The 14,930-nt window shown below is 37.0% G+C and carries 10 protein-coding genes; all 10 read right to left on the bottom strand.

What is annotated here, in order from left to right; translation table 11 throughout:
• Nucleotides 1-10: 10 nt before the first annotated feature.
• Nucleotides 11-2,629 carry an Hsp70 family protein gene (locus BMX69_RS02115; RefSeq protein WP_100041428.1) on the bottom strand — a complete coding sequence of 873 codons (2,619 nt, stop codon included), beginning with the start codon at nt 2,627-2,629 and terminating at the stop codon, nt 11-13.
• A 53-nt stretch (nt 2,630-2,682) separates the two neighbouring features.
• On the bottom strand, nt 2,683-3,147 hold the full coding sequence (locus tag BMX69_RS02110; RefSeq protein WP_100041427.1) for a DUF5071 domain-containing protein: 465 nt from the start codon (nt 3,145-3,147) through the stop codon (nt 2,683-2,685).
• A gap of 93 nt (nt 3,148-3,240) precedes the next feature.
• Nucleotides 3,241-3,612 carry an RDD family protein gene (locus BMX69_RS02105; protein WP_100041426.1) on the bottom strand — a complete coding sequence of 124 codons (372 nt, stop codon included), beginning with the start codon at nt 3,610-3,612 and terminating at the stop codon, nt 3,241-3,243.
• 40 nt (nt 3,613-3,652) lie between these two features.
• Entirely contained in the window at nt 3,653-4,435 is a 783-nt protein-coding gene (locus BMX69_RS02100; RefSeq protein ID WP_100041425.1) for a hypothetical protein, read from the bottom strand.
• Between the two features lie 44 nt (nt 4,436-4,479).
• A complete protein-coding gene (locus BMX69_RS02095) occupies nt 4,480-9,411 on the bottom strand; it encodes a DUF6531 domain-containing protein (protein WP_100041424.1) in 4,932 nt (1,643 codons plus the stop codon).
• The gene (locus BMX69_RS02090; RefSeq protein WP_100041423.1) at nt 9,389-9,982 is read right to left on the bottom strand and encodes a hypothetical protein; all 594 of its coding nucleotides are present in this window, start codon (nt 9,980-9,982) and stop codon (nt 9,389-9,391) included. The genes BMX69_RS02095 and BMX69_RS02090 overlap by 23 nt, the downstream gene beginning before the upstream one ends.
• Before the next feature lie 68 nt (nt 9,983-10,050).
• Nucleotides 10,051-10,746 carry a hypothetical protein gene (locus tag BMX69_RS02085; protein ID WP_100041422.1) on the bottom strand — a complete coding sequence of 232 codons (696 nt, stop codon included), beginning with the start codon at nt 10,744-10,746 and terminating at the stop codon, nt 10,051-10,053.
• 231 nt (nt 10,747-10,977) lie between these two features.
• On the bottom strand, nt 10,978-12,186 hold the full coding sequence (locus tag BMX69_RS02080) for a tetratricopeptide repeat protein (protein ID WP_100041421.1): 1,209 nt from the start codon (nt 12,184-12,186) through the stop codon (nt 10,978-10,980).
• Between the two features lie 89 nt (nt 12,187-12,275).
• Entirely contained in the window at nt 12,276-13,511 is a 1,236-nt protein-coding gene (locus tag BMX69_RS02075) for a hypothetical protein (protein WP_100041420.1), read from the bottom strand.
• Between the two features lie 28 nt (nt 13,512-13,539).
• Entirely contained in the window at nt 13,540-14,925 is a 1,386-nt protein-coding gene (locus BMX69_RS02070) for a DUF4280 domain-containing protein (RefSeq protein ID WP_100041419.1), read from the bottom strand.
• Between the last annotated feature and the right edge of the window lie 5 nt (nt 14,926-14,930).

The following is a 14,930-nucleotide window of genomic DNA, read 5'->3' as shown; positions in this document are numbered from 1 at the left end:
AAGCTCCTCCTTATTTCATCCCATCAAAAAAGTTCTGAACCCATTTTTCATTTTCAAAATAGAACTCTTCTTCTACTCCAAGATACAGCTTTCCAATCTTCCGATATACCGGTACTACCGAAAATATCAGGTCCATGGGGCTGGCCCATATGAAGAACTTTACTTCATTTTCCACTATATCATCCGTGTCTGCCTGAAGGATATGTCCCCCATGTTTCTCCTTAATTTCCTCATAACTCTTTTCTTCAAAATCAGCCAGGGAACTATGGCAGGTATATTGGTACCGATCTTTTCCTTCCATGTCTTTTAAATACAGCTTGAGTGTTAAGTCTTCCATATTCCTGGATATCATTCCGCTCCGGCTGTTCCGTTCCAGATGCCGGATCAGTTCCACCTCTTCCCCATTGTGGGAAAAGGCTGTGATCCGGTAAGGCAGGGCCGATTCCCCAGTATGGATGGCAATCTCTGCAAATCCATACTTCTTATCCTTTAAATAACGGAGTGCCCCATCCACACAGGTCATCTTCAATTCAAAATTCTTCGTCTGATCTCCGCTCTTTTGCTTAAACTGGATCGTCCTTCCCGGCACGAACTCCTTTAAGGCATCCCGGAATATGTCGATCTTACAGGATTGTCCGGTCAGCTTGATGATAGAATACTCACCCAGTTTATCCTCCTCATACATTGGTTCCATAAACTGACGGATAAGCCCATAAATATCTCCCTTTAACAATAATTCCAGCTCATAGACGCTGAAATATACCGCAGGGAACTCCTTAATGGCTTCAAGCCCTCTTTCTGTATATCCGGACAGCTTCCACTTGTCCACAGAAATCCAGGTTACAGTATCATCCTTTACCGGCTGGGAGGATAACACGGTCCTGAGTGTTCCCACATGGTCGTAAAACTCTTTCTTCACTGTTTCCGCCAGGCGGAACAAGAAATAAAAGTTGTTCTTTACCTTATAATAACCCGCCCTGCTCCTATTCTCATATTCATGGAAACGGGTGGGCAGAAATTCCTCCGCTTCTTCATAATTTTTCTCCAGTTCCCTATACAGTTCTTTCGTACCGTGCTGGTCTACGTAACGGAATACATCCATGTCGTATCCAGCCAGAATATGCCCTTCCTGATTCAAATTCATCGGATACAGACGATTCACGATTGCTATTTTTAACAACTGCATGATCCGATAGGTCAGGTTATTTCCCCCGAAATCCGTATCCCCATTCTCATAGGAAGTGTCAATCTCTACACTATAAGCCATGCGCCTGTCCCAAATCCGGAACCTGCAGGAACACAAGTCAGTGGTTCCGCCGCCACAGTCAATAATCAGAGCCTTATACTCTTCCCCTTCCTCCACTGTGCCTTTCCGGATCATTTCGGATATAGTGTTGTACAAAACAGACACGCCTTCGTCGATCATGTCCTTTCCTTCCACTCCGTAGTCTGGCAGAATTTCTGCAAACAGTTTCTGGAACCGGGCTTTCTGCTTCACCGGGCAGGAAATATGTACTGTCTGGACCTCACACTTGAACCGGTCTCTTACCGCTTGAATGACATAGTCAAAATACTCTTTCAGGATTTCCTTTCTGGAAACAAATCCCCTTCTCCCCTGGCAGTCTGTGATTTCTTCCTGCCTTTCATAGTCTCCGATCCAACGCTTAATGTCATAGAATACGCAGAAACCCTCGTCAATATAGCTAGAATCTGCCAGGCGTATGGCCTCATATCCAAACAGAAACTTCGGTCTCCCGGCTTCTACGGAAAGTACCCCTACCACGCTGGGAAACAGGGTGGTTTCCTGCCAGTCTCCGGAGGTATCGTAGAACAGGGCATAGTTAATGTCATTTTCTTTTAGTCCTCTTTCCCCGTCATTCACCCCGGCTTTTTCAAAATACTGGTTATCCAGATAGACCCCGGCTGTCGTATTGGTGGTTCCAAAATCCATGGCTATGGGCATGGATAAAGGAACCGGCTTCCTTACATCAAAATCCAGAAGCTGGACCCGGTAAACCTCCATATGCTCCGGCATGTAACTATATCTTCCATTATAAATATCATAAAGCATCTCCGATTCCCGCCGCCCCATACAGTAAAGGCTGTAGTTCTTTACACTGGATTCCCGGCAGGTGATCTCTGCAGCTTTGACTAAGTGCAGGCAATCTGTCCGATCCCCCATGGGCATTAGATTTAAGATTGCACAGACCGTCATATCTCCCCCTACTACCAGGACATTGGTACCAGCCAGCTCCTTGTCATAAGGCAGCGTCAGACCGTCATAGAAACCGATTGCAAGCCCTTCATAAGCCACAATCCTGGAGCTGCACTGCAATCTGATATCCTGCTTTTCCTGAAGTTTTGTTCCCCGCAGCACCCCTTCCAGAGCCTGCAGGCCATTCTCATCCTGTTTCTGGATCAGGAAGTATTCATCCGCCCCCCGGTACCTTAAGATAACCCGGATCAGTTCTTCTTTATCCATTGGATCTAAAACTCCTTGGATGATTTTCTCCTTCCGGCAGATTTCACGCAATTGGAATGTCGTCATCAGTTCCAGATCTGCTTTGTGATAGCGTTTGTCTGGAACCTTTTCTTCCTGCCGGTTTAACACATATCCATATTTGTCCATTTTTATTTCATCCTAATCTTTCGCTTAATCTTTTAATATGATAATCATATTGTTTAAACATCCCTATAATGAAGCAAATCACAAGTTTTCCCAATTTGAAAATCTGAAGGTTGAATATTCATAATTCGTGCAATCATATATATCCCTGAAATCCACATTCCGTCTTCTTCCGAATATGCTTGATATAAGTACCTTACCATAAAAGGAATAATGTCTTTTTTATCAAAAGACATCAATGCAGCAGCTACCTCCTGAAAAATCGGCCAATTTATATCCTGCAGCAACTCAAATAAGCATGGCAGTCCTTTTAATTTTTGTGGATATTTCATTTCCTTAATGATAAATATAAAATTTGTCCAACAAAATTTAGAAGAAAATTTAGTATAAGAAAAGTATTTAAGTATATCTATAGATTCTTCTGAAAAAATTTCTGCCAATTCACATAATATGTTTGGGTCAATATTTCTATTATTGTATATATCATATTCATGTAATTTTAATAATTCATCAATTGACACTAAAGAGCCTCCCAGTATTTTTATTTATGACCCTGCAATAGGTTGGGTGATTTTCCTCAGACAGATTATATTTATATTAAGTGATATATGAACTTACTGCTCTTCTCTTTTTCCTAAAATACGGTCATAAAACATACAATGTTCTGAACAATAATATATCAGAGTGATTGGCCAAATCACGCAAGCAAACCATTTAAAAAATGTATGTTTCATGGCAAATCCGATAGTCATTTCTTTATATTTCAGATTCAAACCAACGAGCATTTTACCCAAACTTCTCCCCTGAAAAAATAAATCCTGCGTAAAATAATACAATAATACCAATATGATTATAATAAGTAGCTGTTTATTGAAAAAAATCGAATTTGACTGTGAAGTAATTCCACCGGTATATAAAGCCATAATAATCATACCTATTAATGTAAGAATAACATGATCAATCCCTGCCGCACATACACATCTCATGAATTTTCCAACTTTTTCTTTTCTGGTTTTTCTAATAGATTTACTGATTTTTGATGCTTTTCCTTTTATATTTTATTAAATATATAATGGCGCCAATAGGCACAGATAGGTATACCTTACTTACCGAATTCTGATGAATTGATAACCTAGGAAAAGCAAAAGTATAAACAAAAAATGATACAATTAAATCTCCTTTTGTAGCAATCGCAATTCCGCCATAAATAGTTAATATAAAAGCTAACCAGATTCCCCATAGTTTGGGTTTAGTTCTTATGCATAAAAATGCCACATACAATGAAAATCCAATTTCAGCAACCACCAGACCTATAAATAAACATGGAGTCACGCCAAAATTCCTTCTGATTAGTAATGCCGCTGTTGTTTGAAGATCGAGGCTAATATTCATAGCATCTATTCTCTTACTGGCATCTTCAACAGCAAACTCTATTTTAGTGGTGCTTTCTTTATTCATCACTTTATAGCGGTATATTGTTGCGCTTGGTGTGTCCCCCTCTGCTAGCCTCCTTTTTTCATCCAGTTTTTCTACGGAAGTCCAATCTTTTCCATTCCACATATCGAAAAGCATTTCAAAGGTCTGATCGCCTTCCTTAGATTCCGCCTTTCCCATTTCTTCAATCCATAATTTACGCATTTCTTCATTATTGCGACTTTTTAATGCGGCCAGCAATGGTTCCAAATACTGATTTGATACTTCGTCCTGGGTATCATTGATATCTTGGCTGGCAGCGCTTATTACTTTTGGAAACCCAAAATTTACAGCAATAATTATCAAGAATATGATACTAATTAATTGTTTTTTCATAGAATCCTCCATAAATTAACGATGGTGAATCAATTTTCGAGTTATTACTTTTGACTATCGCAGCTCAGAACTTTTTCTATACCGCGGTACAATAAGTTCCCTATTTCACTAATATTAATTGAAACGCTGCCTCCGCCACCAAAAATTACATAAGCACTGGCTCCCAAAGTCCACTTTATACCATCACCAAATTCAAAATTGTCTAATCCAATCGAGCCATAACTTTTTTTTGTTGTATAGTTATAAGAGCCACCTCCTGAAAAACCTAAATCAAATAAATTAACACCTAATTCTCCTTCAGTTTTCATCTCTACTTTTCCATGCTCATCAATTTCCCAACAACCAAGCTTCATTATAAAAGTGCCTTCTACCGGACCTATATAATAGTTTCCACCAATCCCCATACCTACTTCTGCATTAATATCCACAATTTTATCAATCTCATCCTGGATATTCTGACACATTTTTTTCCATGCCCTGTCTGCAGATTCACCTAATTCTTCCAGATACCATCCCCAGTAATCGGAACTTGACAGCTTTTTAGGACGCTTTCCATTTAAATCCACCCATTTCATAGGATTTTCCCAACAATATCCATAACAATTTAAAGTATATGGATGATTAACAGTCCCTTTTATAATATCCTCCCCCGTAAATCTCCCAATCTCAGGCATATACTCTCTTGCCTGTGCAAAATATGTGTTAGCTGTCCGGTCTCTCTGATATCCTGTATATCCAAAAGGCTGTACCTCCCCCTGCGTTCCATATAAATCCTGACCAAACTCATCATATCCATATACCATCTGTCCTTTTTCCTGTCTTCCAACCAGACGAACCGTACTTCCCAGTTCATCCTGCAGATAAATATGCGTACTACTCACTTCTGTCATAAATGCCGCATTATTATCCCAGATATAGCTTTGGGTATATGCATCATTTTCTTCTGATTCCGTTTTTTCCAGCAGATTATAATACTGCTTGGTCAAGTCCAGAAGATACTCCACTTCTCTGGCTGGATTCTCCACAGGTATCATTCCTGCCTGGAACTGATTGACAAAGTTTGTTTTATCAAAAACATATTCTTTTCTGCCAACCCTGTTGCCAAGCCCATCATACTCATACCGGACGGCCTGCCCTTTTTTATGAAAAGCCGCTGCAAGACGGTTCGTCTCATCATAAACATACTGATTGGCTGTTATCTCTCCCTGAAGAATCGCCGTAAGATTTCCTCTTGCGTCATACTGATAGGATTGTTCAGGAAAAATCCCTTCCTCATGAATCAGTTGATTGGCCGCATTATAATGATAACGGATATTTTCTGTTTCCGTCTGCCTCCCAACACGATTTCCAAAAGCATCATATTCATACTGGCTGATTCGCTTCCGGTCCTTCCTCACTTCTATGAGCCGGTTCATGCTGTCATACCGATACTCATAATTTCCGCTTTCTTCCTGCATGCGCCGTTCTGTTTCTGCTGGAATACCTGACAAGGAAGATACTGCTTTTCGCCTTTTTCCTATTGCTGTCTTATTTCCCATCAGATCATATTCATATTCGTACTTCTCTAGCAATTCTCTGTTCTGCTGGTGAATCAAGCTCTCCAATAATCCCCTGGAATTGTAGCTGTAACTGCTGATTATATCATCCGGAAAAATCTTTTTTGATAAATGTCCATCCTCGTCATAGCAGTAACTAATTTCCCGTTCTCCATCAGTCAGCCTGCTTAAACGTGCCAGTTCATCATATTCGTAGGATATTTTACGCCCATTCGGATAAACCAAGGATTTCCGTTCTCCCATTTTGCCCCACTGATAGGAAATCTCACGTCCTTTATAGTCAGTAATTTTTTTCGCCCTGCCTATCTCATCCAGCTCAATTCTAGTTGTTCCAAGCCAGTCCTGTATCTCATTCAGCTGTCGAAGAGAATTATAAGAAAATGCTACACTGCGGCCATCCCCATAGGTAACTTTTTCGATGTCCCCCGATGGATGATATGCGTAATGTGTCTCATATCCTTCCCTATCTTTTTTTAATATCATCTGCCCGGCCAAATCATAAGTATAATGCTCCTGCAATCCAAGAGGATTCGTAATAGTTTCAATCTCTCCGGCCAGATTACGTTCATATTGGGTAATATGAATATGATTCTTGCATTCGGAATCATTTACAAATTTCTGATCTGCTCCATTTAACAGGAATTCTTTCCCCTGATGCTGGCATATGGTAATCAGCATTCCTAACGCATCATAAGCATATTCCGTCCGGTTCCCTGCAGCATCGATCACAGAGGTCAGTTTCCCTCCTGGTGAATACAAATAACGGGTCACATGTCCCAAAGTATCTGTTACTGATGTCACTTTTCCCACAGCATTATATGTATAACGCTTTTCCTGCCCAAAACTGCTTTTTACCGTAATGGGCTGATTCAGGCAGTCAAAGGTGATCTCAAGAAAATCTCCTTTATGATTCTGGCGACGTATCAGATTACCGTTTTTATCATATAAATAAGTTTCAAACGTTCCATCTGGATAGATCGTTCTGGAAAGATCCCCTCCCTGAGCATACTCATAGATGGTCTTTCGTTTCTCCGGATCTATAACGCAGGATAGCTTTCCTAAGGCATTATAATCATAGCAAGTCTTATTACCAAGAACATCTGTCTCGCTGATGAGCTGTCCTGCTTCATCGTAAACATAGGTATGAGATTTGCCCATAGCGTTAGTAACTTTGATTAAATGTCCTTCCATATCATACTCATATTGGGTGGATGCACCAGAAGGATCGGTTACTTTGGTAATCCGATTACGCTCATCATATTCCATATCTGTGCGGTTCCCATTTGGATCGGTTACTGCAGTACGGTTTCCATTTGGATCATATTCATAATAGATGACTCCTCCCATAGGAAGCGTCATCTGCTCCATGCGGTTTAACCCATCATAGGTATAAACCAACTCTGCTCCGTTTGGCAGAATCCTACGGATGACGTTCTGCATTAGATCATATTCTGCACTAAGTACCTCCCCATCCGGTCCGCTATAAGCTTCAACCTGGTTCATGCAATTGTACTTCTGGCTGGCAACAGCCCCGTTAAAATCTATAACCTTTGTTACTTTCCCATTCTTTGTATATTCATAGATACGCCGTTTTCCCTGAGCATTTGTTACACAGAAAATTCGATCACAATTGTCATAGGCAAACCTGGTACAATATCCATTTCCATCCACTGTACGAATGACCCGGTTAGAATCATCATACTCATAATTCAACTGTCTTCCTGCCTCATCAATAATACTGGTGATGTTTCCACGACTGTCATATTCTAATGATGTTACACTGCCATCCGGCTGCTTCACTTGTATGACATTCCCGCTTTTATCATATTCAAATTCCCGATGCCGGTTCAATGCGTCCGAAGTTCTTAACAGATTCCCTTTTGAATCATATACATTTTTAAGTTTTTCAATACCATTAACTGACAACATAAGAAGGCGATTATTCGCATCATAAGTCATGTTATTCTTAGAACCATCCGGGTAAATAACCTGGGACATATTTCCTTTATCATCATAGGAAAACCTTGTCTTGTTTCCATTCTTATCAGCATACTGGATCATCTGGTTACGCTCATTATATGCAAACCTTTCTTCTCCATCTTCATAGACTGTTTTGATGTTGCGGAATCGCTCATCATGGATATATGCAACCTTGCTTCCATTCTGCTCGGTTACAAGGGTACGGTTACTTTCTTCCTGATAATCATAGTAAATCTTTCCCCCATCAGTAAAATGTTGACAAAGCGTACGGCCCTGATCATCATATTCATTTTCCAGAACCATTACACCTCTTGGGTTCTGAATCCTGTAAAGTGTCTTATCATTATCATAATAATAGCAGTAGCTTTCACCGCCGGCATTTGTAACATAGCATAAACGCCCCATTTCGTAACCAAGTGTAATGCTGCGTCCCGTATGGTCTGTTACGGAAATCAGCCGTCCCGATACACTGTCATATCCATAACTTATGCTTATCCCATAACCATTTGAAACACATTCCAGTTTTCCATTTCTTCCGTAAGTAAAACACAATCCCTTGCCATTTGTATCATTCTTAGCAGTTAAACGACCTTTCTGATCAAATATGTAGACCATGCCTTCCTGAGTTTTATACCAAAAGCCCTTTTCTTTCTCTTCCAGACGGCAGATGCAGCCAAATAGTGCTTTTATCCCACCTTCTTCCAACCTTATGTAAATCTCTTCCCGTCCATCTTCCCAAATAATAACGTAGCGGTCATTTTCGATCAGAAGCTCTATCTCATAATTATGACGCCAACCATCTCCCATGCAGCCTTCTCTTTTATCAATCCGGTTATAGGTTCGTTTAAAACACAACGGTACAGTGGCATTTATATGAATATCTTCTTTTTCATAAATAAAATTTCCAGTATTAGCATTGACAGGGTCTCCGGTAATCGCACATACAGCGGACTGTACCCCTTTCATAAAGTCAGCCAGAGTTGCACTTTGCATAAGTTCTATAAGTACCTGATTCCACTGAGAAAATCCAGGACCTGCTTTTTCTAGCATCTGATTTATCATAAACATAATTAATTTTTTTAATTCTTCTTCGCTCAGATTTCCACTCTTCGCATACGCACCATTCAATACTTTCATAAGTGACAGGATATAACTGGAATTATACTGTCCTGTTGTTTGATTTTGTGTTACCTGTATGGTTCCGGCTGTACCAATTGCTCCCATAGCCGCCATAAGCGCTGGTGATATATTTTTTGCTCCGGAACAAACAGGTAATGCTCCTAGTGCAGCAGAAACAATGGCTGGAATATTAACTGGTTCCGCATTGTTATTTAAGGAAATATCCGGCCAGCTTTTTCCTTTTGTTTTTACTTCAGTCTTCTTTCCAATAATATTTACTTCCTGGTTTATGATAAAGCTATTTCCCAAAATGTTCTTCACCGACACTTCCCCCTTCGTAAATTAGAATAGACCGTATTTCTCCCATGTAATCTCCAAATATAAAGTGAAATGGTACTTCTTTCTTTAATTTTATAAATATTTCATTTTGATACAAGCCAACAAGCGTTTTCGTTAAATATACTTCCATTACTTTTTTATATCCTTTTGCTAACTGGCGAACTGCATAATCAATTTCATATTCTTTTATTCTTACAAATTTTTTCATTAATTCTCCTGATAAAGCAGATCTCTCTTCATCCAGGTTATCATATAAAAAAGCCGGAAACCAATTATAACTGACACATTCGTCATCAAAATACATTCGTCCATTCATAAGGCAAATCTGATATTCATAAGTACCGGTCATTAAACTGCTATGTAAATGAAAGATGGACATATAAGCAGGTTCCCATATCTGCTTCTTCTGTTTTTCAAGGGCTACTGATAAAATCTCCACTATTTCATTTGGAATAATATCAAGTCTTTGTTTTTTTACATCTGTTATCTTTCTTTTTATCTGATCGTTTATAAATGGTTTTAAGTACCGTTCCATTGCTTCCAGACGTGTCATATGTCCTCTTTTCTATCAAATAATTTCTGCTGATACTCTTCTATTTCAATCTCCTGGTGACTTTTTAATTAATTCCTGTCCACTAGAAAAAGTACTGCACATATTCTGCATAAATAGGGGAGAATCCATTTGTCAATTATCAGATATTCAGGTGTAGCACCTGTCATTAGATTAAATAAATCATTAAAATTTGCCGAGCTAAAAGTGTAGCCAATCCATTGTCCCAATATAACAAAAATCGAAATACAAACTGTAATTAAAACTACTATGATAAAACTTTTTTGAATTTTCTTTTCCTTGAAAAATGCCTGCTTTTTATCTTTAATCGAAATTTTACATATTATCAGCATTATAGAAAAAATAATCAATATCTTCAGCATTGTGGTTAATATTACAATTCCTAATATTGTATTTAGCAAACTTGAAATAACATAATAAAATAAATATAAAACAATTTTCTCTAGAATTATTGAAGCGCCAATATAAAAATATAAAGATTTTCTGAATCCGCTCCATGCATCATATTTATTTGAGCACCATCGGGATAAAATTAATAATAATATCACTATTTCCCCATATATAATTACCAACTCAATAAAAGTACTGAATACCTCAAATCTTAAATCCATCAATGGGTATAAAATATTAATTATACCTATTATCAAGTGTTCAATAAATATCATTTTCCCTTCTAGATATAAAAACATACCAGTTAATATCATTAATATATAATAATTTTTTCTCTTCTTTATAAACGTATCCATTATTCTCCCCACTGTTTTCTTAAGTCATCTTTTGCCTGGATTATTTGCTTCTGGAACCAACCCTCGTAATCATCAGAATTGTTTACCTGTTTTGTTTATATTTTTCTTATCGCTTCTTCTATCTCCTGATTGGAATCCTCATTGCCTCCTAAATTCCAAATATTATGATGTTTCGAAAGCATTAATATTACATATATATTTCCTCCCCATTAAGTCAAATAGGCTGACATATCATTCCTTCCATAGCTTGTTTAAATCTTCTTTTCCCTGTATAATTTGAGTCTGAAACCAGCTTTCATAATCATCATCTTTGTCGTCCTGTTTCTCATATATTCTTCTTAACGCTTCTTCTATTTTCTGATTAGAATTCTCATAGCCTTCCAAATTCCAAATGTAATAAGCTCTCGCATATGATTCAATGATCATATCTGTATCTCCTAAATACCCATATGCGTTTCCCAAGTTATAATAAGATACTGCAACTAAGTCATGGTAAGGCAAGCACTGTTCTAAAACATGCTCATAATCATTGATTGCCAAGTCTAGTTTGGCCCACCCTAAATTCAAATATATATTACCTCTTAATTCATATAAATTTAATAAATCATAATGATCTTGCACTTGCCATATTTCCAAAAGATCTATAGCTTTATTTACATAATCATAGGCTTTATTCAAATTATAATCTGGTTCATACATAAATGACAAAGTTTTGTATAAATTAGCTTCAACAGGAATATACTGATACAGTTTATCATTCAATTTACACGCCTTATATATATAATACTCACATTTCTTCATATTACCGGCATAATAACAGGCCCAAGATAATGTCTTATAATTGAAAATACCAATAAACTGATTTGAACCCAGTATTTTCCTTTCTTTCTTAATAAGTTCTTTTATATTTCCTATTTCTTGGATAAAATCTGTTTTAAAAGGCAATTCAATAGCTGTAAGATTCGATTGTAAAACCAGCTTTTTTACCTGATCGTCTACCTCCAGTTTTAGAGCTTCTTCTACATAATATTTAGCAGTATCCCTATTTTCTTGATATAACATGACTTCAGCCATATTTGACAAAATGCACATTTTCTCTTCATCTGAAACAGCAATGCGAAGTGCTTCCTGAAATTTACTATTTGCTTCCTGAAACCTCCTCAATCGCAGATAACTGACACCTAAAGCATTCTTTATGCTTGCATCCTGTTTCATATCTTCTAAAACTTTGATTACCTCAATTAAAGAATCCCCATTACCTTTCAGTTGTACCATTAATTTTTTATTCGCCTCTTGACCTGTTATTTTACAAAGCATTAAAATTGCAGAATCGTCTACAATAAACTCTGTATCATCTATCAGGCCCGTTTGATTTCTGCTACAACCAGTTATTAGTATTAAGATATTAAATACAAATACTAAATACTTAAAACACCGCATTTTAAATTTCCTCATTAACCATAATAGCCATTAAGTCAAACGCTAACTTTGTTTCACTCTTTTGAACAAACGATAAAGAAACACGTAATTTACTTGACACTATCTTGAAAATATTCTATTTTTTTTTCTTCAAGCCATTCCTCAAAATCAATTACTTCCTCCTTATAGTTACCTTCTGTGTATAAATGAAGAAGCCTATCATAAGAGTCCTCTTCTACTTTTTTCTCCCCTAGTTTTTGATTTACGCAATATGCATTGATATAAGCATCTATAGCAAGTTCTGTTTCTCCCTGTTCTTCATACTCATATCCCATGTAATAATATGCAAGAACAGAATACTGTGAGGAAGAGCTGCTATTATCTAATACAAATGTATAATCACTCATAGCTTCATCTGTACGTCGTAAATCTGTTAATATATTTCCGCGTTCTAAATAGTATGATATAACACTTTCATGATTATTAGGAAGCCAGCCATTGATAATAACAATAGCCTGATTGATATGTTCTAACGCCTCAACATAATTTTTTTCACCTTCCTCATAAATAAGTGCTAAACAGTATTCAATAGAAGCCTCTAAATCTGGATAATGGTAAGTTACTTTTGCTATTTCAAGAGCCTTTTTCATATATTCAATACCTTTATTAAACTTACCATCATACATACCGCTCGCAATTCCTAACGATTGATAATTATAAATTCCAAGCATCTGATTAGATCCTAGTATTTTTCTTTCATTTGCTATCAATTTTTTAATTTCCCTTATTTCATTTAATATACCCTCGCCTCTTCTTTTCTTAACATAAGCATTCCTAATAACCAAATTCGATTGAACTACAAGCTGCTGAAAGGGATCTTGAATCTTTTTCTGACTGGCCTCGAAAAAGTATTTATAGGATTCCTCTGATTTACCTTTCATTGATTCGACTACTCCAAGATTAGAAAGTACGCAGACACTTCTTTCTTCATCAGTATCTTTTTCTTCCAAAATACTCCTTAAAATTGCTTCAGCTTCTTCTGCTTTGAAAAGGCGTATATAACCCACTGCAAGTGCATTTTGAACATCTACTGTCTGCTCTAATTTAGACAGTTTATTTATTGCCTCATTCACATCAAGGTAATTGCCTTTTAATTGTTTTGCTATTTCCACATAATCCTTTTGAACTGGTTCTCCATGACTCAATAGCAATATCCAACTACCGTCCAAAGCATACCATGTATCATCCATAAGTATTACGTTTCTTTGGCGGTTTCTAACATATGCAAAAAGGATTATGATACACAAAACTATTATAGTGAAACAAATGAATCTTCTCTTCTTCATTCACTCCTCCATTTAAATTTATTAATTATTAATCTGATAAATCCGCTAAATTAATTTTAGTCTTCTTATCGTTTGCATCTTCTAATGCTTTTTCCATCAATTCCCAAAACTTATCATTTCCTTCTGTAGTAACCGTGGCATCAATTAATTCTATCAATTTGGTTATTTTTCCGCTATAACCTATCCTCTTAACAATGGCTATAGATTCATGTGGTAATGTGACTAATTTTTGGCTCATTTTTTTCTCTCTTGAAAATAGGTAGACTTGAAAGCGCTGTATTTTCCTTTCAAAGTTCAAATTAATAATCAAGTCATAATGTTCTTTCTTTTTTAGCTGCAATTCTTCCTCCTGCACAAGAAGTTTTGCTCTTGATTTTCCATTTTTAATTGCCTGCCTGTATTGTTCCGTTACAAATTGAAAGTAATCGTTTAGAGCTTTATAACTCATAAAACTATTAACTTGTTTGCAAACATCATATACAAAACTTCTATCTCTATCAAAAAATTCATAATTATAATATTTCCAGAATTCTGATTGTGTTCCAGCCAATATAGTAACTCTATGTTTTCCTAGACTAGATCTCTCAAAATAAAAGTTGACATAAGTACGTTCAATTGCATTAGCAATATTCTTCAAAATATCCATCCCTGCTTGAAATCCATACATAATATTGACTTTTTGTTGCATTGAACTTCCTGCCCCGGGAACAGTAGGTATTATCACTTTTTTATCTTGAATAGGTTTCGGTTTATTTTGTTTTGTCCATTCCGTACCATATTCATCAATACTTAACTCTTCCCTGCTTAAATCTTCAATATTAAAAGAATAGCCAAGTATTGCTTTTACTACATCAAATTCTGTTTTCATTTTTTCACATTCCAGTATTGTTTCCCAAGTTTCTACAGGGCCAATCGCCACTCCTTTAGTTGGGTCATAAATTTGAAATCTAATATTATTGGCTACAATAGCAGTTCTGTCATCCGTAATATATACCCTTTTCGGAACCGGATTACGAATAACCTGACCCGAATTGATCGGTTCTACAATTCCCCCCTGTCTCATACAAATGCAATAGGAATCACGAAAAGGAACAGCGCTTTCATATTTCAGAGTATTTTTATCAAACATTTGGTTTTCATTGCTCCCATTTAGCCAAGTTGACAGCTCAGGAGTACATTTTTTATCGGTCATTTTGCATGTTCCAAATCCATGAATATTTGCCGTTTTACTATCCTGCACATTAATTTGCGGCTGCCCTTGTATGTAAGCTCCATGATCTTCCGGTAGATTGAGCACTGCCGCTTTTTCTCCGTTGGAACACTTTATCATTGCTCCCCTTACTACATATTCACTAGCTGTATTTTGTAAGTTTTGGCTTGCCGCCATCTGCTTAAGAATCTCTTTTTCTTCCATAAAAT

This window comes from Lacrimispora sphenoides JCM 1415, from assembly GCF_900105615.1.
GTDB lineage: Bacteria > Bacillota > Clostridia > Lachnospirales > Lachnospiraceae > Lacrimispora > Lacrimispora sphenoides.
The sequence above is the reverse complement of the archived record's forward strand: the minus strand, read 5'-3'. Positions and strand labels throughout refer to the sequence as shown.